The organism is Legionella rowbothamii (assembly GCF_900639985.1).
GTDB classification, from domain to species: Bacteria; Pseudomonadota; Gammaproteobacteria; order Legionellales; family Legionellaceae; genus Legionella; species Legionella rowbothamii.
Map to the genome: position 1 here is coordinate 266,685 of NZ_CAAAIM010000002.1, position 26,165 is coordinate 292,849.

Consider the following 26,165-nt stretch of genomic DNA (forward strand, 5'->3'; position numbering starts at 1 on the left):
ATAAATGGATCCCTGAAGTATAAATTGCGATTTGCTGCATGCGAATACCTGCTTTATTCTTTGTAAGCGGCTTCGCCCTGGCTTGATGGCTTAATTAAAAAATCGAACAAAACAAGAAGCTTATGGAGTCAAGGGGGGGATACCCCCTTTAATATAGGATGGATTTATACCTCAAATAACTTATGCGGCAAGCTCTCGATGCGCCCAGCTTGGGTAACCACAACATAATTTAATTTACGCTGTAATTCACTAATCGTATCTGCTCCAGCATAAGTCAAGCCAGATCTTAAACCACCTACAATGTCACCAATAATGACATCGGCATTTTCTTTGTAGGGTACTTCAGTGGCAACGCCCTCTGCTGTTTTCCACTCGTGCATTTGTCCTAAGAAGTTTTCTTGGGCCTCTTTGGATGCCATGCCACGGTAACGTTTTACTTTGGTGCCATCTTCTTTTTCGATGACTTGGCCTGGAGTAGGGGAGGTACCCGCTAACATGCCACCAATCATGACAAAATCAGCACCAAACGCTAGAGCTTTAACGATATCACCAGAAGTTTTAATACCCCCGTCAGCAACAATTGAGCGGTCTGAACGCGAACAATCTTGAATACAGGTAAGCATGGGCACACCAAAACCGGTTTTAATACGCGTACTACAAACCGAACCACCGCCAATACCGGCCTTAATAATGTCTGCACCGCAGGATGCTAAATAGTCCGCACCAGCATAGGTGGCGACGTTTCCAGCCATAATGCAGCGATCTTGGAGTATTTGTCTTAAGCTTTTCAGCGTCTTACCTACATATTTTGCATGGGCATGCGCAACATCCACACAGAAATAATCAGCACCCGCGTCACGCAATGCTTCGGCTCGTTCCAATTCAGCCGCAGTACAGCCAATGGAAACAAAAACCTTTCCAGTGCATTTTTGGAATTCTTTAATGTTGTCTTCCACACTCATAAAGCGGTGGAGCGCACCCATTGCCCCCTTGGCGGACATAAAATTAGCCATATTACTTTCAGTAATGGTGTCCATGTTGGAGCTGATTACTGGAAGTTCTAAGCTAAGCTTGGCTAAGCGGTCGGTGCTGGTGGTGTCCACCACGCGCCTGGACTCGTGGTGGTTATAAGAAGGAACAAGTAGAACATCATCGAAAGTGATGGCTTGATCAGTCATGATACATCCTCGTAAAACGTATACTATAAATGCTCTGCGGCATAAAATGCAAGTCTTGAACGTTCTCCTCGAGTTAAACTCATATGTGCACTATGTTCCCAATGTTTAAAGCGGTCTACTGCAAAGGTTAGACCGGAGGTGGTTTCACTTAAATAGGGCGTATCAATTTGCTTAATATCGCCTAGGCAAATGATTTTGGTTCCAGGTCCCGCACGAGTAACTAGCGTTTTAATTTGTTTGGAAGTTAGATTTTGCGCTTCATCAATGATGAGGTAACGATTCAAGAATGTTCGTCCGCGCATGAAATTGAGAGAGCGTATTTTAATTTTACTTTGTAATAAATCCTGCGTCGCCCCACGTCCAAAACTGCCACCTACTTGCGAACTATGCAGCACTTCCAAGTTATCCATTAATGCGCCCATCCAGGGAGTCATCTTTTCTTCCTCGGTTCCGGGTAGGAAGCCGATGTCTTCGCCCACAGGAATGGTGACTCGCGTCATGAGGATTTCACTGTAGCGATTTTGATCTAAAACCTGGGTCAGACCTGCGGCAATGGTTAATAAGGTTTTTCCAGTACCCGCAGGACCTTGCAAGGTAACAAAATCAATATCGGGATCCAGCAACAAGTTCAGCGTAAAGTTTTGTTCTCTATTTTTGGCATTAATTCCCCAGACAGAATGTTTAGCCTGGGTGTAATCGCGAACTAATTGAATAATCGCTTGATCTTTATCCAACTTTTTTACTATAGCCTGGAATTGGTTGTCTTCCGTGCTAAGGCAGTCATTAGGATTCCATTGACTAATCAATGGGCCCGCTACTTTATAAAAGGTTTTGCCGCTTTCTTGCCAGGAGCCCATGTCTTTTGCATGGGTATCCCAGAAATCATTGTCTAAAATGTGTAAGCCTCGATGTAATAAATTAACATCATGAAGCACTTGGTCATTGTAATAGTCTTCAGCTGGAATACCCAAGATTCCGGCTTTAATACGTAAGTTAATATCCTTAGAGACAATAATTACTTGTTTGCTGCCACTGTATTTTTTTTGCAATCCTAATGCAGTTGCCAAAATGGTATTATCTACTTTATGGCCGGGTAGGGTAGTTGGAACCACCATGTCAAACTCATCTGTTTGGAAATAGAGTTTACCACTGCTGGATTTCTTGTCAGAATTAATGTAGCTAGGAATGGGTAAGCCGGAGACAATTTGGGCATGTGAAGCATTACTCATCAGCTCAACCAACATGCGGTTTGTTTGCCTTACGTTACGTGCGACTTCAGAGGTACCGGTTTTATGACTGTCTAATTCTTCTAGAACAACCATGGGTAAATAAATATCATGTTCTTCAAAATGATAAATGGCGGTTGGATCGTGCATTAAAATGTTAGTATCAAGTACAAACAGTTTTTTTTGTATGTTGCTAGTATCCATGATTCACCTCAGTTATCAAACAAAACTGTTTTTTATAACAGCACTACAGCATAATAACAAAATTTCTTTTGTCTTAACTCTAATTGTGCTGAGGCTAAGTACTTGAGTCAAGAACAATATTTTTATTTTTAAAGCCGTTTTATGCAGAAACTTAGTCTATACTGGGGATTCAGAAGGTGGCTATGGATTTAATGCGCGCAATACTTCATCAACATGCCCTTTCACACTTACTTTACGCCATTCATGGGTTAATTTGCCTTCAGGATCAATGATAAAAGTACTACGTTCAATACCACGCACTTGTTTGCCATACATGGATTTCATCTTGATGACATCAAAGAGCTGGCATAATTGCTCATCTGTATCACTGATTAATTCAAAAGGAAAATTTTGTTTGGCTTTAAAGTTTTCATGAGATTTTATGCTGTCGCGAGAAATACCAAAGATTTGGGTATTTAAGGCTTGAAATTGGGGGTAGGCATCACGGAAGTCTTGGCCTTCTGTAGTGCAGCCTGGGGTCGAGTCTTTTGGATAAAAATAAAGGACAACGTATTGTCCTTTATAATCGTTGAGATGGGCCTGTAGGCCAGAGGTTGCACTAAATGCAAAATTTGCTACAGAATCACCTATATTCATTACTCTCTCCCTGTCTTTTTCATAATGCGCGAACGGTCTCGGTTCCACTCGCGGTCTTTGATAGTATCTCGTTTATCATGCTCTTTTTTACCTTTGGCCAAGGCAATTTTGAGTTTAATCTTATTCCTTTTCCAATACATCGATAAGGGGATAATCGTAAAACCTTGGCGTTCGACGCTGCCAATCAATGTATTCAATTCTTTTCTATTTAACAAAAGCTTGCGCGTACGTGTTGGGTCTGGAATTGAATGGGTTGAGGCTGTTAGCAAGGGTTGAATTTGAGCGCCGAGTAAAAAGGCTTCTCCATATTTGATAATCACATGAGCATCAGACAAATTAATTTTGCCCGCACGCAAGCTTTTGACCTCCCAACCTTCAAGAGCAAGTCCTGCTTCGAACTGTTCTTGAATGAAATAATCAAAACCTGCTTTGCGATTCATTACAATCGTTGAATCGGGTTGTTTTTTACTGGTCATATTTAAGGGCCCGTACTATTCCTTATTTTTCTTGTATTCATATTTGTATTCCAATGGTAATTGAGGATAAACGCGTGCCAAATTCTCGTCAACTGCTATGCGATTATCGAATACGAAACATTGCCCTTCCCAAAGCGATTTTTCTTTGGGCATGGCTTCAATATAATGCAAAATCCCGTCTTGTAAATGGTAAACCTCAGGGAAACCTAAATCTTTTAAATAAGCGGTTGATTTTTCACAACGGATCCCGCCAGTACAGAACATGGCGATTTTCTTATCTTTTTTATCAAGTAAATGCTGTTCTACATACTCTGGGAAATTTCTAAAATTTTCCGTATTGGGGTTAATGGCATTTTTGAAGGTGCCCAAGTCATATTCATAATCATTGCGTGTATCAATAAGAATGACTTCAGGATCTTGGATTAATTCATTCCACTCTTCTGGAGAAAGGTATGTGCCCACCGTTTTCAGCGGATCAACATTGTAGATGCCCATAGTAACAATCTCTTTGCGCAACTTTACTTTAGTCTTTTCAAAAGGATTTTCTTTATCAATGGTCTCTTTGAAGCGTAAATCGGTTAAACGTGCATCTTGACGCATGCATTGATAAAACCGGTCCATATCTTCACGAAAACCACCAAAGCTGCCATTAACTCCTTCAGCGGCTAATATAATGGTTCCTTTAATGTGATGTGCGAGCATTTGCGCTAATAATGTCTCACGCAGTGATTCATAATCGCCGATAGGAACAAATTTATAAAATGAGGCGATAATTATTTCTTGCACTGGACTACCCGAGAGGTAACAAAAATAATCGTCGGAAACTAACATTTAATCACAATTTAATCAATAGGCATGAATAAAACACATACAGCAAACACCATTTTTCATGCTCTCCTCACGCGGAAATTTTATGAATTACTAATGAATTAACACAAAATATTTATTGTTTCACCGGAGCTAATTAAAAGTTGACCAAATGCGTTGACAAAAACTAACCAGAGATCATACTGTTATAGACAAAGGCAAATAACTTCTCAAATAAATTGGATGGTGGCATTGGTCATGCCACGGAGAAGTTATCAAGGGACGTCTGTATTCGTGGTGTACAGATTTTATAAGGAGATAATATGGTTAATTATGCCCGCGTTTTTCGTTGGTTTTTCGCACTAATATTGTGCATTCCCCTCGTTAGTTTTGCTGCCGCCAAGCCTGTAAAGTCTATAGTGCTTTTTGGTGATAGCATGTCGGATATAGGCAACACCACTCACTTACTTAAAAGTCTACGCCAGGAAGATGATCCTGCCTTCCTAGTTGCACCATTTAAAATTTTCGTTCTAAACAAAATGGTTGAGTTTGCAGACGAATACTATGTCCCGCAAATGGTTTTAGAGTCTGGTATGGCCGTAGTTACTGAGTTTTTTGACAAGGAACTAGCACCTTATATCGCTAATTTAGTTAGTAAAATTAGACTGGTGCCTATATTACCTGGTCAGCCTTATTGGAATTCCCGATTCTCTAACGGTAAAGTGTGGAATGAATATTTAGCGAAGATGATTTCCGTAAATCAAAATGACGAAGATGTTTATTTGAATCGATCTTTTGGGGGAAGCTGGGCTGTAACTTATGACTATCAATTAACGGTTTGGAACTTAATTCGTCATCCAATCGGCACGATTAAAAACTTGATTGTAGGCAAGCTAGTACCTCCAAGTCTTGGTCTGACTGTACAAGCCTATTTAATGGAACACCAAAAGCTTAGCGATGAAACTATATTCTTCCTTTTTTCTGGAAGTAATGATTACATTAACGTTTTATTCTTCGAAGATAATTACAACACGACGGTAATGAGCACTTATGTTGATAATGTTCTGTCTGGTTTAGGTTCTTCCGTGAATAAATTAATGCAAGCTGGTGCACGTCGCTTTGTTATCATGGGCGTTCCACATATTGGGGATACGCCACGTATGGTGAAAACTACTGATCGCGAAGTGTTAAATGCTGCTGTTGATCAACACAATGAGCGCTTACGCACCCGTATTCAAGAATGGCAAAAACTGTATCCGGAAAGTGACTTCCTGTTTGTGGATATGAGTGAATACATGCAACGTGCGTTAAATGAGCCAGAAACTTATGGGTTTACCAACACAACTGATGCATGTATTGATGTGAAGTTGCCAATGTATCATGCATTCAATAATTCACCTTTTGCTAATAACTTTGTTTTACGTTACGTACAAGTCCTGAAATATAGAGACAGCAGTTTTGCGGCTGGTGAAAAGAACTACACTGTGTGTGATAAACCGGAAAGCTATTTATTCTGGGATGAGATTCACCCAAGTACTCGTGCACATGCTTTTCTTGCCTTTGAAGTATGTAAGGAAATGAAGTATCACGGTTATGGTGTAACTTGTAAAAACCCTCTTGATTAATTGAGTTGGGTCGCTCAGGTTAGGGGAAAATGTACCTTAACCTGGGTTATATGTTGCAATAGCTTTCAAAAACTTTGCTTTTTTGTGGATTAATTCTCATTCTGTTCTAAAATTACCCTTATGACATAAATAGGCTTAGTTCTTTTTGGAGATGTTTGTGGCATAATTCTGGTCTTTTTTCTACTTATCCCCAAGATACTTTACAATGCTTGGTTTGGTGTAGACTGCTTTTCGCTTTAGGCGTAAAACACAATCGCGCGATAAAAATCTTTGGGAGTATTGAGTATTAACACGAGGAGCTGGTGATGTGCGGAATTATGGGTGCTGTTTCTGAAAGGGATATCAGTAAGGTCTTGTTGGAAGGTTTGCGGCGTTTGGAATACCGTGGTTATGACTCGGCAGGAATCGCGGTAATTGATGATGATTCACATTTGAAGCGCGTCAGAATTCAAGGAAAGGTACAAAACTTGGCTGATGCCATGTTGGAAACCGCCGTTTCGGGGCATACGGGAATTGCGCATACACGATGGGCGACGCATGGCAAACCTTCGGAGCTGAATGCTCATCCGCATTTATCGCATGGTGAAATCGCCCTTGTTCATAATGGTATTATTGAAAACCATGATCATTTACGTCAGGAATTAATCGCTAAAGGCTATGTGTTTACTTCTGAAACTGATACTGAAGTTGCAGCGCATTTAGTTCATTATTACTATCTTAAATCTGAAAATTTATTAGAAGCAGTACAAACTGCGGCCGCTGAAATGCATGGCGCTTTTGCTTTAGGAGTAATCCACCAGCACCGCCCCTTTGAGTTAGTTGCTGTGCGTAAGGGTAGCCCTTTAGTTATTGGCTTAGGTATTGGCGAGAATTTTATTGCCTCAGATGGTTTGGCATTAAAATCTTTTGCTCAATCGGTCTTATATCTCGAAGAAGGTGATAGTGCTTTTATTACTGCTAAGAAAGTGACCATTTACAATGCATCTAGAGCCCCAGTAGAACGCCCAACTCATCTGTTAAGCAATGATGCAGAAATCGCGACTAAAGGGCAATATCGCCATTTCATGCTCAAAGAAATTTTTGAGCAGTCCAAAGTGTTAACCGATACTGTTGAAGGGCGAGTGAATAGCCTTGAGGTACTCCGATCCAGCTTTGGAGAACGTGCTTCTCATGTATTTCCTTTAGTAAAACAAATCCATATCGTTGCTTGTGGAACCAGTTATCATGCAGGCTTGGTTGCTAAATATTGGCTGGAGTCCTTAGCCGGCTTACCAACGCAAGTTGAAATTGCTAGTGAATACCGTTATCGCGATGTGGTTGTCCCTAGGGATACACTATTTATTACCGTATCTCAGTCAGGGGAAACCGCAGATACCCTCGCAGCCTTGACTAAGGCAAAATCCTTAAATTATCTTGCTAGTCTGGCCATTTGTAATGTGGCAACCAGTACTTTAGTGCGAGAAGCCGATTGTGTCTTTTTAACTCGGGCTGGCCTTGAGATTGGGGTTGCGTCTACCAAAGCGTTTACTACCCAATTAGCGGCATTTTTGATGCTGTCAGCCGCTCTTTGCCATGATCAGCGAGCAGAAGAAGTACTTGCGCAGTTGCAAGAATTGCCACGATGCTGTGAGCAGGTATTGCAAATGAATGATGAAATTGAAGGGTTAGCGGCCTTGTTTGTTAATAAAGCCCATACTCTATTTTTAGGACGTGGTGTGCAATATCCTGTCGCCTTGGAAGGTGCGCTAAAACTCAAAGAAATTTCATACATTCATGCCGAAGCCTATCCTTCTGGAGAATTAAAGCATGGTCCTTTAGCTTTGGTTGATGAAAACATGCCCGTTATTGCGGTGGCACCTAATGATGAGCTTTTAGATAAGCTGAAATCTAATTTACATGAGGTGAGCGCGCGGGGTGGTCAGTTGTTTGTTTTTGTAGATGGAGCGCATACTTGGAAGGCAAATGGAGCACGTTTAATTAAGGTTTCTCCTTGTGGTTCTTGGATTGCACCTATAGTGTACACAATTCCGTTGCAGTTATTAGCTTATCATGTTGCTGTTGCCAAAGGTACGGATGTGGATCAACCACGTAACCTTGCCAAATCGGTAACTGTTGAGTAATAATGTCGCGAATTTTTATCATGTATTCGGGGATGTAAATGATTCAAGAGATGTTGACGTCAGCGTCAATTATTGCGCAAGAACTTAAGATTAAAGTTGCGCAGGCTGAAACAGCGATTCGTTTGCTGGATGAGGGAGCAACAGTACCTTTTATTGCACGTTATCGGAAAGAGGCTACTGAAGGATTGGACGATTCGCAATTGCGTTTTCTTGCTGAACGTTTACTGTATTTGCGTGAATTGGATGAACGTCGTGAAGTGGTCTTGCAGTCCATTCGTGAACAAGAAAAATTAACTCCAGAGTTGGAGAAAAGTATTCTTGCTGCAGACACTAAAACTCGTCTTGAAGATTTATATCTGCCTTATAGACCGAAACGCCGCACTAAAGCGCAAATCGCCGTGGAGGCTGGTTTACAACCTTTAGCGGATGCATTATGGAATGATCCTTCTTTGGATCCTGAAACACATGCGGCGCAGTTTATTAATGTTGAGCTTGGCATCGATGATTCTAAGGCTGCTCTTGAAGGTGCGCGCCACATATTAATGGAGCATTTTGCCGAGGACGCGGATTTAATTAATGAGTTACGCGAATACTTATGGCAGCATGCTGTTGTGAAGTCCGTAGGTAGCTCAAAGAAAAAAGAAACTGTGAATAAATTTGCAGATTACTTTGAATACCAAGAACCCATTAAGAAAATCCCTTCTCATCGTGCTTTGGCTTTATTCCGTGGCCGTCGAGAAAGTGTATTACAAGTTAGCCTGACGTTGCCGGAGACGGATGTGGCTTATGGTGAAACTAAAGTTGCCACTCACTTTAAGATCACCGATCAACAAAGAGCCGCGGATCCGTGGTTATTAGAAACCGTTCGTTTAACATGGAAAGTGAAGTTATTCACCAAACTTGAGTTGGAATTATTAACTCGTTTACGTGAAATGGCCGATGAAGAAGCCATCAAAGTATTTTCTAGAAACTTGCGTGATTTACTTCTTGCTGCTCCTGCCGGTCCGCAAATCACCATTGGCCTTGATCCGGGAATCAGAACTGGGGTTAAAGTAGTTGTGGTTAACGCGACTGGAAAGCTTTTAGACTTTTCTGTTATTTATCCATTTGCCCCACAAAACGAATGGCATCAATCAATTACTGATCTAGCTAAGCTTGCTGCCAAGCATCAAGTAAATTTAATTAGTATTGGTAATGGAACTGGTTCTCGCGAAACAGAACGTTTAGTTGCTGATTTAATGAAAATGTATCCAGACTTAAAACTGACCAAAATCGTAGTCAGTGAGGCTGGAGCTTCTGTTTATTCCGCTTCAGAAGTTGCGGCAAAAGAATTCCCCGATTTGGATGTTACGTTGCGTGGGGCAGTTTCTATTGCTCGCCGTTTACAAGATCCTTTGGCGGAATTAGTAAAAATTGAAGCGAAGTCTATTGGGGTTGGCCAGTATCAACATGATGTAAACCAAGCCCGTTTGGCGCGCACCCTCGAAGGGGTTGTTGAGGATTGTGTGAACGCAGTTGGTGTGGATGTTAATACTGCTTCTGCAGCTCTGTTATCGCATATCTCTGGCTTAAACGAGACTTTAGCGAAGAATATTGTTCAATATCGAGATGAGCATGGTGCCTTTAGTAACCGCATGCAATTGAAGAATGTTAGTCGTATGGGGGAAAAGGCATTTCAACAAGCAGCCGGATTCTTACGTATTATGAATGGCGATAATCCTTTGGATGCATCTTGTGTTCACCCAGAAGCTTATCCTTTAGTCGAAAAAATTATTGCGGATAAAAAGGTCGCGATTTTAGAGATTATTGGCAATAAAGATGCCTTAAACAGTGTGAATGCGGCACAATTCGTTGATGAGCAATATGGTTTACCAACAATTCGAGACGTTTTGCGCGAATTGGAAAAACCAGGCCGGGATCCTCGACCCGAATTTAAAACAGCACAATTTAAAGAAGGTGTTGAAGATATTGCGCATTTACATGAAGGAATGATTCTGGAAGGTGTGGTAAGTAATGTTACTAATTTTGGTGCGTTTGTTGATATTGGGGTTCATCAAGATGGCTTGGTCCATATTTCCGCGATGACCAATAAATTTATTACGGATCCACGCACCGTAGTTAAGGCCGGGGATATCGTTACGGTCAAAGTGGTCGAAGTGGACAAAGAGCGCAAGCGTATTGGTTTAAGCATGCGTTTGGAAGAAGAATCTACTGCGCCTGTTGTTAAGAAAAAGGCCAAGACCCCTGAGACGAAGAAACAAGCCGAGGGAGCTAGAGCAGAACATCGTAGGAAGCCTGAAATGGCTAAAAAGGCTGAGCCTGTTAAAAAGACGGTGTTTAACACTGCTATGGCGGATGCATTAGCTAAGTTAAAGCGTAATTAAAACCAGAACATAAACCCATATGAGCGCAGCTAATATGGGTTTATGTGTCAACCCGACCTACATAACTAATAGTGGTGGAACCTAATGACATATTCCCCAAAAGGCGAATTAACCATCCAAACCTTGGCAATGCCTGCCAACACCAATGCAAACGGTGATATATTTGGTGGTTGGATTGTATCGCAAATGGATTTGGCCGCAGGGGTTTTGGCAAAAAAACTTGCTGCTGGGCGGGTAGCAACCGTTTCTATTCATTCAATGTCGTTCTTAAAATCTGTTCATGTCGGCGATCTAATCAGTTGCTATGTTACCCTGGTCAAACAGGGCAACACCTCCATGACCATGAATGTAGAGGTGTGGGCCTTGCCGGCAACGCAAAGCGAACCCTATCAAGTGACTGAAGGTGTTTTTATTTTTGTCGCTATTGACGAACATGGTAAATCACGACCGGTGCCTAAAATAATATGACGAATGATTCGGTAGAATTGCAACGTTTACTTACAGAAATGGCAACATTAATTGAGCAAAAGTCTGACCCCGACCCTCAATTATATATGCTGTTTTTTCAACAACCTGAACTATCTTTTAAGCTTGTTGATATCATTAATAATCTTGATGAAAGCTTGGATGAGGGGCTTGCTGTTTATTCAGCCTGCGTTTTTGCCTTAGATATTTGTGTCGCTCAGCTGCAGGGGGCTGCTGAGGCCAATAATAAATTAAGTGCAAAGGCCTTAGTTAATTTGATGGACCATTTGGCTGAACTTATCTATTCTCAAAAGCATAGCTTAAGCTTTTGGCTGCCCATTTTAAATTCCTTCTACGAAGCTCATGTTGAACTAAGTGAAGAATTAAAAAATGCTTATTTTGATTTAGCAAATCAAGAAGAAGATCACATTGAGGATGAATTACTTAACGGGGAAGAGCCACCTTCGCACTTAGATGCAATTCGCGATTTAATTCACGAGTTATCTGATCTCAGCGTTTTTGAAATAGCAGAAAATTTTTTCGCACAAAGCTATGCAATGCCCGCGGATTTTTTCACTGACTTAATCATCGACCTATACAGTATTGAAGAGGGAGCCGATATCGCGTTATTTACCTTGTTGCATCCAAAAGCCGATGTGAGGGATATTGCGATTACAACCTTGGGTCAAATTATCGATCAGGTCACTTTTTCTTCCGCTTCATTGTCGCGATTGCAAAATATAATGTATTGGTACCCTGAGCGTTATCATCAGCTATTTAATAGCTGGATAAAAATTCAACGTAAAAAAGGTGTGGTGTTTGCTCCGGAGAGTGAAAAAGCAACCGTGGGCATTAAAGCTACGGAAGTCGATGGCACCGGAGCTCAAGGTATTTTTATTCATGCACGCAAAAATAGAAAAAACCGACTGTGTGGATTATTACTCAAGTACAATGTAGGCATTAAAGATGCGTGGATAACGCCGGTTGTTAGTGCGAAAGAAGTTAAGGATTATTACGGCCAGGCTTTTGATGAAAATGTCACTTTACGTGATGTTGATTTACCCTATTTCATTATGATGGTTGAGCATTTTTTGGCCGAAACAATTGCGCATGATGATATTCCTCACGTGCATTTTTTAGAAATTCAAGAGCTGTTAGGTTTACGTTTACGTCCACATAAATTGGATTTAGATGATTTGTTTGAACAGCTTAGTGTGCAAATAACGCCATTTACTCCAGAGGCAATTGCCGAATCTTTACAGCGCTCAAAGTCTTGGTTAAAAAGTAAAGCGTTTACGGAGTCCTGGTATATAGAAAATCCTTTAATCGATAAAATAGTGAATCACAACAGTAGCTTTGTCGATGGCATCCGTGTTTGCAGTTTAGAAAAGGCAATATCAGAAGTATTTTCCGAAGAAATGGAGCATCATCGAGATAAATGGCAGTTTCATTTTCTCTGGATTGCATTATGGATGAAATCCAAAGAGCGCCTGAATGAAAAAATATGGCGAGATAGTTTTCTTATCGCTTACTCCATTCATGATGGCGTAGCATTAGAAGATATCCCTGTAATGCAGGAAATTTGTCGCCAGACGGTGATTAATAGTGTGGAAACAATGCATGAGCGTAGAACACATTTAAGCCAGGAGTAGTTGGCCCTGATAGAGCATCAAAAATGTAACCGTATTAGTGTAGCGTAATAATCAGTCGAAGCCATGATTTTCGACTAGATTTCCGGATGCGTTACGCTCAATTCGGCACGTCTCTTATTATGGATTAATTATGTTACAAAAGAATAAAAATAAATACATAAGCTATATTGATGGACTTAGAGCTTTTGCAGTTATTGCCGTCATATTATTTCACCTGAACGTTTCTCACATCTCCGGCGGTTATGTTGGGGTAGATATTTTCTTTGTCATTAGCGGCTTTTTAATTACGCGTCTAATTGTTAATGAAGTTGAGCAAACAAGCACATTTAATTTCACCAACTTTTATTGCCGCAGAATAAAGCGTATTTTTCCTGCACTCTTTTTTACCTTATTCTGCAGCTTCGTGGCCGGACTTATTTTATTAGCACCAAGCCATCTGCGGGCCTTGGGGCACTCTATAGCTGCTGCCGCGTTTTCAGTTTCTAACTGCCTGTTTTTATTTGAAAGTGGCTATTTTAATGCAACCGCTATTTATAAACCTTTATTACATACCTGGTCCTTAGGCGTTGAGGAACAGTTTTATTTTATTTGGCCCTTTATTTTATTTATTGTGGCAACTAAGTTAAACAAACGTTTTTTACCTTTGACGATTAGTGTTTTAGGCCTCATTAGCTTGGGTTTAAATTTACTATTTCAAAAGAGTTATCTTACGGCACTGTTTTATCTGATGCCTTTTCGCTTTTTTGAGTTTTGTATTGGCGCGCTGATGGTTTGGCTCATTAAGTACAAACCTAAGCAGTTGTTTTTCGGTGAGCTAGCTTGTTTTCTCGGCCTGGGAATGATGCTATATGCAGTGCTTACTTTTAATAAAGATACCTTGTTTCCTTCATATAATGCATTAATTCCAACCTTGGGTGCCGCCTTAGTTATTTATGGGGGAAATGCCAAGTATATGGGGAGGCTTTTTAGCAACAAGATTGCTATAGCTTTCGGGTTAATCAGCTATTCACTGTATTTAGTCCATTGGCCAATACTGGTCTTTTATTCCTATGTTAGTGCCGCAGAAATTAGCACTATTGGGGTACAGCTATCCCTTGCTCTTTGCTCATTATTGGTGGCCCTGTTTAGTTATTATTTCATTGAGCAGCCATTTAGAAATACACCAACAAAAGATACAAAAGCACAACGTATTTTGATTCTGAAATGGATTCCTGGCATTGCGTTAACCGCCAGTTGTGGCTTTGCTTTGTATTTAAGTCATGGCTTATTGTGGCGGATTCCCTCTCTTGATGGCCCGCAATTTAGTCCTAGACAAATTGCTTTGGACTATCATAAAGCTCATTTTGGTGGCCAAGGCTTTGCCTACCCCTTTGGCTGGACCTATAAAGCAGAGCATGATGCGCCAGACATTGTTTTACTAGGAGATAGTCATGCGCAAATGCTGCAGTATGGATTAGCAAATGAAATCGCAAAACCCTATAACAAATCCGTATATATGGCCGGTTCAAGCTGTTTGATCCTGCCTGATTTATCACGTACTACTCCAGGTGATGATTGGAATAAGATCTGCCCTAATGTATTAAAACAAGGTTTGGCTCAATTACAGAAAAAGCCAGATTCAATTTTAATTGTTTCTCAATACTGGTTATTCCAAATTTTAATGGCTAAAGATTTAAGCAATCAACAATCATGGCATATTGATTTAATGAGTAGCCAGAGAAAAGACTATCAGCCCTTATTGGAGAAGCTTGGCCAATTGCGACAATTAATTGGGGATAGAAAGTTAATTATCTTGGGTGATGTTCCTGGGGCTGGCATTAAAGACCCTTTTGCATGCTTAACACGACCTAGTTTATCTAAAACTAATTGTCTTGCAAAAATTAACACTCGTGCCAACTCAAATATTAAAGCGCTTAATATCAATAAGGTTCTCAGATATTTTGCTCAACATAATCCTCAAACCTATTTCTTCGATCCTTATTCGGTATTTTGTACTGAGACAATTTGCCATTCTTTAAGTGCTCAAGGGGAACCTTATTATAGCGATGACAATCATTTATCCGAAGTGGGTTCAAGGTATTTATTTGCCGCACTCAAACCACAACTGGTGCCAATAATTTCATAGATGGGGCCTCGTTGCTTGCAACTCTCTTTATTAAGTTTATCTTGCTGAGTAAAGGCTCACAGTACCGCGGTCAAATTGTGGTAATGTCGTCTTCTATATGGCATATAATACTTAAGTACGTGCTATTAATTGCTTACAATCCGAGTACCTAAAAAAAAAGTAAATAAAACACGCATCTTCACGTTTAATCTGTATGAAATACATGACCTCCTTATGCTATGATAATCGCATTTTAACGTAGTTACTCTTTTCCCGTAGTCTTTCGCACGTGGGGCTTGAGAATATGAATAGGTTAAGGATGGTTGAATGAAGGTTTTGGTAACTGGGGCCGCCGGTTTTATTGGGTTTCATGTAGTACAAAAATTATGTGAGCGAGGGGATGAGGTTATTGGCATTGATAATCTTAATGACTATTATGACGTGAACCTTAAAAAGGCACGGTTACAAAAACTAGCTGCTTACCCCCAGTTTAAATTTATTCGTATGGAGCTTGCTGACAGAGAGCTTATTGCGCAGTTATTTGCTGAGCACGAATTCCAACGTGTGATCCATTTGGGAGCGCAAGCTGGTGTGCGTTATTCGCTAGAAAATCCACATGCTTATATTGACAGTAATCTCGTTGGCTTTATGAATATTCTTGAAGGCTGTCGACATCATCATATTGAACATTTGTCCTATGCGTCTTCAAGCTCAGTTTATGGCGCGAATAAAACCTTACCCTTTTCGGTTCATGATAATGTGGACCATCCTTTAAGTTTGTATGCTGCAACTAAAAAAGCAAATGAATTAATGGCACATACTTACAGCCATCTCTACCAATTACCAACAACAGGACTGCGTTTTTTCACTGTTTATGGTCCTTGGGGTAGACCGGACATGGCCATTTTTAATTTTACACGTAAAATTCTTAATGATGAGCCAATCGATGTCTTTAATTTTGGTAATCATCGTCGCGATTTTACCTATATAAATGATATTGTTGAGGGTATAATCCGCGTCCACGATCGAGTGGCCCAAACAAATCTAGAGTGGTCTGGGGAGTCTCCTGATCCAGGAACCAGTGCTGCACCTTGGCGAGTTTACAATATTGGTAACAGCAGTCCTGTACCTTTGCTTCGCTATATTGAGGTTTTGGAAGAATGTTTAGGTAAAAAGGCCAAAATGAATTTATTGCCTATGCAGCCTGGTGATGTGCCTGATACTTATGCCGATGTTGATGCGTTAATGCAGGATGTTGGTTATAAACCAGGAACTCCAGTGGAAGTAGGTATAAAGCATTTTGTCGCGTGGTATCTTGATTATTATGCTGTATCTAAGAGTCAAAATATAAAACAACAAGTCAACATAGAAGTATGATGAATTAGGGGCGACCCATAAAGAATGGATGAAATTTTGATGTTAACATCGGTTGATGAACGAAAACTTGCGCTAATCGGTTTAGGCTATGTAGGTTTGCCATTAGCAGTTGAATTTGGCAAAGTACGCTCAGTCATGGGTTTTGATATTAATGAAAATCGTATAAATGAATTAAAGCAAGGGCATGACAGTACCTTAGAAGTCACTCGCGCGGAATTACTCGAAGCACGTCATTTATATCTAACGGCTAATGTCCAGGAAATTGCTTTTTGTGATACCTACATTATCACCGTGCCTACCCCCATAGATGAACATAAACGTCCAGACTTTACCCCTTTAATTAAGGCCAGTGAGCTGGTGGGGGCTATAGTGCAATCTGGAGCGATTATCGTTTATGAATCTACGGTTTATCCTGGTGCTATTGAGGAGGTCTGCGTACCTGTTCTTGAACGAATGTCTGGTTTGAAATTTAACCGTGATTTTTTTGCGGGTTATAGCCCAGAGCGTGTCAATCCTGGAGATAAACAACACCGGCTTACTAAAATTATGAAAGTAACCTCAGGCTCTACACCTGAAGTTGCAGAGATCGTTGATGAGCTTTATAAGCAAATTATTGTGGCAGGAACCCATAAGGTTGAGAGTATTAAGATCGCTGAGGCCGCAAAAGTTATTGAAAATACACAGCGCGATTTGAATATTGCGCTGATTAACGAGTTAGCTATTATTTTCAATAAATTAGGCATTGATACTGAGGCAGTGCTAAAAGCTGCTGAGACTAAATGGAATTTTTTACCTTTTCGTCCAGGATTAGTCGGGGGACACTGCATTGGTGTAGATCCTTATTATTTAACGCATAAGGCACAGGCAATAGGTTATCATCCAGAAATCATTTTGGCTGGGCGACGTTTAAATGACAGTATGGGGGCTTACGTTGTTTCTCAACTGATTAAATCCATGGTTAAAAAACGTATTCATGTTCAAGGTGCTCGGGTCTTAGTAATGGGGTTAACTTTTAAAGAAAACTGCCCAGATATTCGTAATACGCGTGTTATTGATATTATCAATGAACTCAAAGAATATAATGTTGCGGTTGATGTATGTGACCCTTGGGCTGCAGCGGAAGATGTAGCTCATGAATATAACTTAAGCCTGCTTGAACAACCGGAACAACAAGCATATGATGGGATTGTCATTGCCGTTGCTCACCAGCAGTTTAAAGACATGGGCATCACTGCGATTCGTTCCTTTGGTAAAGCGCAGCATGTGCTTTATGATTTGAAATATTTATTCCGCGCTGACCGCAGCGATTTACGTTTATAGGAGCAAGATGAGCGAGCGACGATTGTTGTTCATAGTTAATGATGCAGCATTTTTTATCTCTCATCGTTTACCTTTGGCTATTGCAGCTAAGGAAAATGGATTTGAGGTACATGTCGCTACTCCTGAAGCTCACGCTAGCGCAAAGATTAAAGATGCCGGATTAATTTTTCATGCGATTCCGTTATCTCGCAGTGGTAAAAATCCTTTCGTGGAATTAAAAAGCTTATTTGCTTTTTATCGCTTGATGCGAGCAGTAAAACCAGACTTGATACATTTGGTCACGATTAAGCCGATTTTATATGGCGGCTTAGTAGCTCGTATGCTAAAGGTCCCCGCGGTTGTGGTTGCAGTTCCCGGGCTCGGCTATTTATTTACCTCGCAGCAAGCTAAGACTAAATTTTTGCGTCAGGGAGTGAGCCAATTATACAAACTTGCCCTAGGTCATGCTTATCTCAAGGTAATATTTCAAAACCCTGATGACCGGCAAGTTTTTTTGCAAAATGCAACCTGCACTGTTGATCAAACGATATTGATTCGCGGCTCAGGTGTGGACTTAAATATTTATAAAGCCTCTCCAGAACGCACTGATAAAATTGTAGTGGCCATGATTTCGCGCCTATTAAAAGATAAAGGTGTGCTGGAATATGTGGCCGCAGCAAAGGCGCTTAAAGCTGAGGGTGTGGCGGCTCAGTTTTTGTTAATTGGGGATATTGATTCAGGAAATCCAGCCTGCATCGACAAAGAGCTACTAGTACAATGGCGTAATGAAGAGCATATTGAGCTGCTGGGTTTTCGTGATGACATCGCCCAATTAATAGAACAAGTGAATCTGGTTGTATTACCTTCTTATAGAGAGGGTTTGCCCAAGGTATTGATTGAAGCCGCAGCATGTGGGCGGGCGGTGATTACAACCGATGTTCCTGGTTGCCGTGATGCAATTGAGCCCAATCAAACGGGTTTATTAGTGCCAGCTCGTGACAGTCAAGCGCTGGCATTGACAATGAAACAATTAATTGAAGATCATGCTTATCGCCAACAATTAGGTAATGCCGGGCGGGTATTGGCTGAGCGAGAGTTTGCTATAGAACGTATCGTTGATGCTCATCTTAATATCTACAAAGAGCTCTATTTATTAACTCGAGGATGTAGTTCATGATCTGGGATTTGCCTAATTTATTAGTATGCCTGATGATTATTTTTGCCGCGTACTTATTAGGTAAAATTAAGGCCTCGCACGCACTTTGTTTGGCGCTCATCAGTTTTGCCCCCTATTGTTTAAATGGGGTATTATTTGATCCCCACTATATGCCCGATCAGTATACTTATTGGCGTATGCTAAGCTCCATAAGAGACTTCCATTACAACTCTAATTTCTATAATTCACGAGTCACCGAAGCTGCTTATATGTATGCTCTTTTCCCATTACCTTTTGTGGAAACGGTAAATAGCCTGGGATTTTTTAATAAGTTTTTAATGATTTCGGTATTTATTTGGGCTTCTGCTGTATTAAAACTACGTGGGTGGATTTTATGGTTTTTATTATTTTATCCTAGCTTAATCCTATACAGCTCCTTAGGCTTGCGTGATATGTTGATTTGCACGGTCATGATGATGGCGTTATGGACCCTAATGCGTGGATGGTATTTATTTACGGTTATTTGCCTTATTTTGCTGGTGCAGATAAAAATGCAAAACGCATTATTAGTGGTACTCTTTTCGGCCGTGTATCTTTTTGATAAGTACAGCAATCTGCATTATACGAAGAAACAAATGTTAGTGTTGTTTGCCATCTTTGGCACTTTGTTTTATTTAGCATTTCCCTTTCTTGTTAATAAAATTGAATATTACAGACTAAGCATGTACTTAGAGGATGGCGGTCAGCTGGCTGATTACCATGCCATTGTTGGTTTGGGCGATTGCATATGGCAGGTAGCATTGGGATTGTTTCGGGCTTTATTTTACCCATTGCCTTGGATGGCGAAGACTAAGTTGCAGCTATTACAATCGTTGGAAAATCTTGCAGTTATCGGAGTGCTCGCCGTATTTACTTGGCGCTCTTATCAAGCACTTCCAAAGCAGACGCTGATGTGGTTTTGCTTTTTCCTTTCTGGTATGTGCATGTATGGTTTAATCGTTAGCAATGTGGGTACCATCGTTCGCTATAAATTGCCTTTCATTGTAGTGTATTTAATTTTCCTTAGCTACGAGCGTGTTCGATATAACCCAAAACAACTACGTCCGCAGTCATCTGCTCTGACTAGTTAAATTATATGAATGCGAATAGGAATACCAATGACTAATCCAAATAAGATCATCCATATTATCACGGGCTTAGGGGTAGGAGGAGCAGAGCAGATGCTCAAACGCCTTTTACTGTCAGATCCTCATTCAATAGACAATGTATTAGTTATTTCACTTAGTGGTTTGGGTGCTATCGGTAAGACTTTGCAAGCACAAGGATTCAATGTTCAAGCATTTAATTTTAATCGTTTATCGGCGATTCCTGCCAACTTTTGGGCTTTGGTAAAGTTATTAAAAGCGCATAAACCGGCAATAATTCAAACCTGGATGTACCATGCCGATTTTTTTGGTGGTTTGGCTGCTCGTATGGCGGGTTGCCGCAATGTAATTTGGGGTATTCGTAATACCTTTGTGCCTCGAAATAGTCGGATGACTTATGTCTTGATGCGTTTTTGTGCGCTGCTTTCTTATATGGTTCCTAAGAAAATTATTTGTGTCGCAGAAGCGGCTAAAAGCACTCATGCATCTTATGGTTATAGTGCAAAAAAAATGCAAGTTATCCACAATGGTTTTGATTTTGCTCGTTTTGATCCACGACAAATTGACGCAACCAAGGTACGACATGAGCTTGGTCTGGGGGCGGATGATTTTGTAGTCGGTTGTGTTGGCCGCTTACATTTGGATAAGGGGCAAGATGTTTTTATTAATGCGGTCGCTTTTTTAGAACGAGTTCATAATCAGAAGGTTCGTTTTTTATTAGTTGGGCGTGGTTGTGATTACAATAATACGGAATTGTTAAAACAATTGGATTCTTTTGGTTTAACCCCATCATTTCTTTTGCTTGGCGAGCGTCATGATATTCCCGAATGTTTGGCCGCCATGGATGTATTTTGCATGCCATCACGTACCGAAGGCTTTCCTAACGGTTTAGGTGAGGCCATGTCAATGGGCTTGCCTTGCGTTGCCACTCATGTAGGTGATGCCAAGGTGTTGGCCGGCGATACTGCGGTAATCGTTGCCGCTGATGATCCAATGGCCTTGGCGGCTGGATTAACTAAGGTCATTTGTATGCCCGCCGAGCAACGCCGAATTTTAGGTGAAAAGGCAGCCATTCGCGTACGTGATCAGTTTTCTATAGACAGAGCTCGGGAACGCTTTTATGCGTTGTATCGGGATATTGCGGAGTTATCTCATTAATGTGTGGATTTTCAGGTATTTTATCTCGAACGGATTGGACATCAGGGGCAGAGAAACTGTTGTTTGCTATGTGTCAGTCTATTGCACATCGAGGTCCTGATGATCAAGGAATCTGGTTTGATGCTCAAGTCGGTATCGGATTAGCCCATACACGCCTTGCTATTGTGGATTTATCTCCAGCAGGACACCAACCGATGGCCTCAGTTACTGGTCGTTACATGATTGTTTTTAATGGGGAAATTTATAACCATTTACAATTGAGAGAGGAATTAGCTTTACAGACTTGGCGCGGCCATTCGGATACAGAAACCTTGTTGGCAGGCTTTGAAGCCTGGGGCATTGAACAGACGATTGAACGCAGTATAGGTATGTTTGCGTTTGCTCTATGGGATAAACAATCGCAGACGTTAACTTTAGGACGAGATAGAGCGGGCGAAAAACCACTGTACTATGGTTGGCAGAATGAAGCTTTTCTTTTTGGCTCGGAATTAAAAGCGCTAAAGGTACATCCTGATTTTAAAAAAGAACTTAATCCCGATGCCCTAGCTCTTTTTTTGCGTCATAACTATATTCCTGCGCCTCATTCAATTTATAAAAATATCCACAAATTAGCGCCGGGATCGTTCTTACAGCTTTCTTTAAAAAATCCACAGCCGGTAGTGAAAAATTATTGGTCCGCAACCCAGACGGCTTTGACAGGTTTTTCCTCTCCATTTAAGGGAGATGCTAATGAAGCAATTGATGAACTAGAACGTTTGGCAAAAGATGCGATTGCCCAGCAAATGATGGCAGATGTGCCATTAGGTGCATTTCTTTCTGGAGGTATTGATTCCTCAACGGTGGTGGCATTAATGCAAGCACAATCCTCACGCCCAGTGCGTACTTTTTCGATTGGCTTTCATGAGACGAATTATAATGAGGCCAAATATGCTAAAGCGGTTGCTGATCATTTAGGAACCCAGCATACAGAGCTTTATGTGACGATTGAAGATGCCTTAGCGGTAATTCCAAAATTATCCACCTTATATGATGAGCCTTTTTCTGATTCATCGCAAATACCTACTTTTTTAGTTTCTGAATTGGCGAAACAACAAGTCACTGTAGCCTTAAGTGGTGATGCGGGTGATGAATTATTTTGTGGTTATAATCGTTATACGATGACCTCAAAACTATGGAATAAAATTAATAAAGTACCTCTGCCCATACGCAGGGGAGCTGCAACCGTAATGCGACAGATTTCACCCAGAACCTGGGATCGGATTTCTTCCGTCCTCCCAGTTTTGAAGCATTACTCACAAGTAGGAAGTAAAGTGCACAAAGGGGCTTATGTTTTGGCCAGTGCTACGGTAAATGAAGCCTATCGTCGATTGGTTTCTCATCATGATAAACCTTACTCCTTACTGGTCTCTGAGGGGGTTGAGCCTAGTGTCTTTATGGACCAGCACCATGCTGACTTGTCCCAGCTTGATGATGTCAATCGGATGATGGCAATGGATTTTGTTTCTTATTTGCCCGACGATATTCTTGTCAAAGTAGACCGTGCGGCAATGGGGGTGTCGTTGGAGACCCGCGTGCCATTTTTAGATCATCGTTTAATCGCCTTTGCTTGGACTCTTCCTTTATCGATGAAGTTACGTGATGGCCAAAGTAAATGGCCTTTGCGTCAATTGTTAGATCGCTACGTCCCTCGTTCTTTAATCGAACGCCCCAAAATGGGTTTTTCTATTCCTTTAGCCGAGTGGTTACGGGGGCCTTTGCGTGATTGGGCAGAGACGCTACTCAATGAACAGCGCCTACAAAAAGAAGGGATTTTTAATTCCGCAGCAATACGCTTAATGTGGCATCAACACTTGCATGGAAAAGGAAACTTCTCTGCATTGTTATGGAATATCTTAATGTTTCAAGCTTGGTGGCAGGCACAATAGCTCTTTCCTGCGAATAGGGTGTTCCTCCAAGATTTAAGCCAGTCTCTCGACAAATACAACACTATAGCCTGGTTGCTTCCAATCAGGATTTCTTTAAACGGCAACTAAATTGAAAGAGAGGGCGGCTCAGCAAACATAATTTGTGCTGCTTGCGATGCTGGCTTTATGGCCCAGCATGAGAAAATTGAACTAAGAAAAAGTTGAAGAAGAGTGCCTTTTAACTTTCAGTCGTGCATCAAAAAACTTCCGTAACAGGCCTGCCACCAAAGAAAACTTAACCAACAATAGATTCAACGACACACAACACAGAGAAATAAAACCAATCTTCAAAATCCAAGCTAACTTATTATCAGGTGTTGCAAGCAAGCCATTCATTGTCGCAACCGTCAGCAAGGAAAGTAATACAATAGGCAGCAAATCCACACACAACCAACGCAGATGAGTATTCTTTATAAAGCGACGGTGCACAAAGGCAGTCCAGATGAGAAAGAAACTAATATTTGCTAAAAACCATACCTTAGCGGCACCAATCATCCCAAAATGCAGTGTTGCCCAGATGATTGATGGAATAAGTACCAGAGCAAAACAGGTATTACCAATCAAATGTAAACGCATTGTGCCATTCGCATACTGCAAGTAATAGGGAAAGGTTGTAAATGCCAAGGCCGCATTGCCAAGGGCATACAAACGCAAGACGGGGGCTGTTGCCGTTGCAACACTAAGGTTATTGGTCCATAACCACAATACCTGTTCTGGAAAAAAAGCTAAAACAATACTGGCAGGGATAGTAATTGAGGCAACAAACTGTGTTGCTTGCCGATATAAAGTAAGGAGTTCCTTATCTTTGTCTTCAGCTTTCAATTTAGCCAAACGTGGCTGTAGTACCATACTAAATGGTGCACTAAATAGCATAACCCCACTTGCAGCTAGCACTCCTAAGGTAAAGTAACCGTACTCAGTAAGGGATAATAATTTGGAAAGAATCAATTTATCTGTTTGCGTGATGACTATCCAAATGGAGGAGGTTACGGCAATGCTTAGTGCAAAGGGGAGGATGGGTTTGATGCTGGCTACTAGATCAGCAAGCCTCCATGAGAGTTTTTGTTCCTGAGGAAGGCTTGGGAATTCGCGAATGGCCTTGCTGGCAAGAAAGACTAACTCAAAAAGAGAAATAATGATTTGGTATAAAAAGAATAAAAAGGGTGTGGTGCCAATATAGATTAAAACCAATAAGACGCCTACGTACCGTAAGGTAGTAAAGACCCAAGTGTAATAACTTAACCAAACAAAACGCTCTGCACCGATTACGGTATAGCGGTATAAACCGCACATCCAGCGCAGTCCGATACTGGCGGCCATTAACTGTAAGGCAACTTGGATTTCATGTGCTGGAATGGTTTGCGCCTGCAGCCAAGAATGAGAGATATACGGCGCCAATAAAAACAAGGCCCCCGTACCAAGGAACATAATAATGAAAAACAGTAACTGCAGCACCCGTAATAATTCGCGGTAATTTCGTGCGCTTAGTGCGCCAGCACGCATTCGTGCGGTTTCGCGCGAAATACTGGGACTTAAGCCTAAATCAAGAATATTAAACCAGCTTTGTAAGGCGGTAAAAAAACCAACCAGGCCATAAGCCTCTGCCCCCATGTATTTGAGGTATAGGGGTAAGATGAGGATGCCGGCCAACGTCATATAAATCTGACTGGCATAATTAGCAATAAGATTTTTTTTAAAACTCACTTCGATCCTGGCTTGCGAAAAGTCGATTACATACTGCCTGCATTAAGGAATGATAATACGTAATTTTTATTTTCTGTCAACAACCTCGAAAGCCTATTCTTTGACAAAGGAGGCATTACTATTTAGTATCCAGCCTACATCTTTTAAGTTAATCCACGACTGGAGTAGTTGACGATGCAAACAGAAGGTATTGGCGATAACCCTGATATCAGTATGATGGACATGCTCCGTGCTTTTTATCAGAACAAAGTATTGATTAGTTTATGCACCTTGTTGGGATTCATCTTAGGTTGTGCCGCTATTTATTTTAGTACTCCAGTCTATGAGGCTAAAATTAGACTTGTTTCTGCAAGTGAAGGGGAGATTGCGGAGCTTAATCAAGGACGCTCCTGGGATAATTCACCACTACAACCGCTCACAGTTAAGGATGTTAATAGTGTATTTAATGATGTTTTGTTATCGGAAGAAGCAAAACATTATTTTTTTGAACATTATTATCTCCCTGGCTTGCCCGAAAGCGCAAAAAAAGGGCGTACTACAACCCAACTTTATACTGCTTTTACTCATATTTTTTCCGTTGTACCTAATCCGAAACAAACGAATGATCGTTTTTTAAAATATACGGTTGCAATTCGGGGTTTAGATGCCAAGCTGACCACGACATGGCTAACCCAATTTATTAGTGTTGTGAAGTCGCAATCCCTAAACACGTTACTAAAAGACATGCAGCAACAGAATAGTGTATTGGTTAATAATTTACGCCATCAAATAGACATTGCGCGCAAAACAGCCCGAGCTAAACGGATAGACCGCATTACCCAGTTAAAAGAGAAAGTACATACGCTGCAGTTGGCCAGCGCACGTACCTTTTGGGATGATGAGGCCATAATGAATGACGCCAATGAATCGCCATTTACTATGGAAATGATGCAGGCGGAAATAAAAAATTTATCAAAGCGTACATCGGATGATGCCTTTATTCCTAATCTACGTGACTTGCAAGCTAAACTCGCTTATTACCAGTCATTTAAAATTGATATAGATAAGGTTGCGGTATTTCATCAGGATGGTGTTCTGGCAATCCCAGTTGATCCCATCTCACCCCGGAAAAGATTAATGCTAATGGTGTCTTTAGTTTCGGGAATGTTTGTAGGCGTTCTCTTGGTTATGCTGCAAATTGCCTGGCGTAAAAATACAGCTAAGGTAGCCGGTATTAGTGCAGCATAATACGGGATCATGCCCTTTAATTCAGATGTCCAAAGCGTGATCAGTTTTACTTAAAGGGGAGATTTTGTTTCTAAAAGCGATATTTCATTCATAAAAAATTCTAATGACAATGAGTTTAAGTTATTGGAATGCGATAATAAGAACCAATTAAATTCAGCGTAGCGTAGATAGTGGCACTTATTTAAGATTTTTTCCAAATAATACCTCCGAATTACCGCGGTCAAGCCGCGGTAATTGGGTCCTAAAAATGAAATTAGG

General features: G+C 40.9%; 19 protein-coding genes. 13 read left to right on the top strand and 6 right to left on the bottom strand.

Features of this window, described 5'->3' with window-relative positions:
• Nucleotides 1–164: 164 nt before the first annotated feature.
• The 5 genes from E1P08_RS06420 to trhO all read right to left on the bottom strand — a co-directional run bounded on the left by E1P08_RS06420 (nucleotide 165) and on the right by trhO (nucleotide 4,506).
• Complete coding sequence (locus E1P08_RS06420) at nucleotides 165–1,178, bottom strand: guanosine monophosphate reductase (protein WP_133136200.1); 1,014 nt, start codon at nucleotides 1,176–1,178, stop codon at nucleotides 165–167.
• A gap of 23 nt (nucleotides 1,179–1,201) precedes the next feature.
• Nucleotides 1,202–2,608 (bottom strand): PhoH family protein, encoded by a 1,407-nt coding sequence (locus E1P08_RS06425; protein ID WP_133136201.1) that lies wholly within the window; start codon nucleotides 2,606–2,608, stop codon nucleotides 1,202–1,204.
• 180 nt (nucleotides 2,609–2,788) lie between these two features.
• On the bottom strand, nucleotides 2,789–3,244 hold the full coding sequence (locus E1P08_RS06430) for a peroxiredoxin (RefSeq protein ID WP_133136202.1): 456 nt from the start codon (nucleotides 3,242–3,244) through the stop codon (nucleotides 2,789–2,791).
• On the bottom strand, nucleotides 3,244–3,720 hold the full coding sequence (smpB, locus tag E1P08_RS06435) for an SsrA-binding protein SmpB (RefSeq protein ID WP_133136203.1): 477 nt from the start codon (nucleotides 3,718–3,720) through the stop codon (nucleotides 3,244–3,246). Before smpB ends, E1P08_RS06430 begins: the two co-directional genes overlap by 1 nt.
• A 15-nt stretch (nucleotides 3,721–3,735) precedes the next feature.
• A complete protein-coding gene (trhO, locus tag E1P08_RS06440) occupies nucleotides 3,736–4,506 on the bottom strand; it encodes an oxygen-dependent tRNA uridine(34) hydroxylase TrhO (RefSeq protein WP_133136276.1) in 771 nt (256 codons plus the stop codon).
• Between the two features lie 344 nt (nucleotides 4,507–4,850).
• Here trhO and plaC point away from each other — a divergent pair, with 344 nt between their 5' ends.
• From plaC to asnB, 12 genes are all read left to right on the top strand, one after another.
• On the top strand, nucleotides 4,851–6,152 hold the full coding sequence (gene plaC / locus E1P08_RS06445; RefSeq protein WP_133136204.1) for a lysophospholipase/glycerophospholipid:cholesterol acyltransferase PlaC: 1,302 nt from the start codon (nucleotides 4,851–4,853) through the stop codon (nucleotides 6,150–6,152).
• Nucleotides 6,153–6,457: 305 nt separating this feature from the next.
• A complete protein-coding gene (glmS, locus tag E1P08_RS06450; RefSeq protein ID WP_133136205.1) occupies nucleotides 6,458–8,272 on the top strand; it encodes a glutamine--fructose-6-phosphate transaminase (isomerizing) in 1,815 nt (604 codons plus the stop codon).
• 38 nt (nucleotides 8,273–8,310) lie between these two features.
• Nucleotides 8,311–10,656, top strand: coding sequence for a Tex family protein (locus E1P08_RS06455; protein ID WP_133136206.1), 2,346 nt, complete (start codon nucleotides 8,311–8,313; stop codon nucleotides 10,654–10,656).
• An 84-nt stretch (nucleotides 10,657–10,740) separates the two neighbouring features.
• Nucleotides 10,741–11,124, top strand: coding sequence for an acyl-CoA thioesterase (locus E1P08_RS06460; protein ID WP_133136207.1), 384 nt, complete (start codon nucleotides 10,741–10,743; stop codon nucleotides 11,122–11,124).
• Nucleotides 11,121–12,773, top strand: a complete 1,653-nt coding sequence (locus E1P08_RS06465) for a hypothetical protein (RefSeq protein WP_133136208.1) — start codon at nucleotides 11,121–11,123, stop codon at nucleotides 12,771–12,773. Before E1P08_RS06460 ends, E1P08_RS06465 begins: the two co-directional genes overlap by 4 nt.
• 130 nt (nucleotides 12,774–12,903) lie before the next feature.
• Nucleotides 12,904–14,898, top strand: coding sequence for an acyltransferase family protein (locus E1P08_RS06470; protein ID WP_133136209.1), 1,995 nt, complete (start codon nucleotides 12,904–12,906; stop codon nucleotides 14,896–14,898).
• A gap of 306 nt (nucleotides 14,899–15,204) precedes the next feature.
• A complete protein-coding gene (locus E1P08_RS06475) occupies nucleotides 15,205–16,254 on the top strand; it encodes an NAD-dependent epimerase (protein ID WP_133136210.1) in 1,050 nt (349 codons plus the stop codon).
• A 39-nt stretch (nucleotides 16,255–16,293) separates the two neighbouring features.
• Nucleotides 16,294–17,574 (top strand): Vi polysaccharide biosynthesis UDP-N-acetylglucosamine C-6 dehydrogenase TviB, encoded by a 1,281-nt coding sequence (tviB, locus tag E1P08_RS06480; protein ID WP_133136277.1) that lies wholly within the window; start codon nucleotides 16,294–16,296, stop codon nucleotides 17,572–17,574.
• Nucleotides 17,575–17,581: 7 nt separating this feature from the next.
• Nucleotides 17,582–18,730 (top strand): glycosyltransferase family 4 protein, encoded by a 1,149-nt coding sequence (locus E1P08_RS06485; protein WP_133136211.1) that lies wholly within the window; start codon nucleotides 17,582–17,584, stop codon nucleotides 18,728–18,730.
• Nucleotides 18,727–19,839, top strand: a complete 1,113-nt coding sequence (locus tag E1P08_RS06490; RefSeq protein ID WP_133136212.1) for a hypothetical protein — start codon at nucleotides 18,727–18,729, stop codon at nucleotides 19,837–19,839. The genes E1P08_RS06485 and E1P08_RS06490 overlap by 4 nt, the downstream gene beginning before the upstream one ends.
• A 27-nt stretch (nucleotides 19,840–19,866) precedes the next feature.
• On the top strand, nucleotides 19,867–21,012 hold the full coding sequence (locus E1P08_RS06495) for a glycosyltransferase family 4 protein (RefSeq protein WP_165485110.1): 1,146 nt from the start codon (nucleotides 19,867–19,869) through the stop codon (nucleotides 21,010–21,012).
• Entirely contained in the window at nucleotides 21,012–22,937 is a 1,926-nt protein-coding gene (gene asnB, locus E1P08_RS06500; RefSeq protein WP_133136214.1) for an asparagine synthase (glutamine-hydrolyzing), read from the top strand. The genes E1P08_RS06495 and asnB overlap by 1 nt, the downstream gene beginning before the upstream one ends.
• A gap of 189 nt (nucleotides 22,938–23,126) precedes the next feature.
• On the opposite strand, the gene E1P08_RS06505 is transcribed toward asnB, so the two are convergent.
• On the bottom strand, nucleotides 23,127–24,680 hold the full coding sequence (locus E1P08_RS06505) for an oligosaccharide flippase family protein (RefSeq protein WP_133136215.1): 1,554 nt from the start codon (nucleotides 24,678–24,680) through the stop codon (nucleotides 23,127–23,129).
• A gap of 174 nt (nucleotides 24,681–24,854) precedes the next feature.
• On the opposite strand from E1P08_RS06505, the gene E1P08_RS06510 reads away from it, so the two are divergent.
• A complete protein-coding gene (locus tag E1P08_RS06510; RefSeq protein ID WP_133136216.1) occupies nucleotides 24,855–25,907 on the top strand; it encodes a Wzz/FepE/Etk N-terminal domain-containing protein in 1,053 nt (350 codons plus the stop codon).
• Nucleotides 25,908–26,165: the final 258 nt, after the last annotated feature.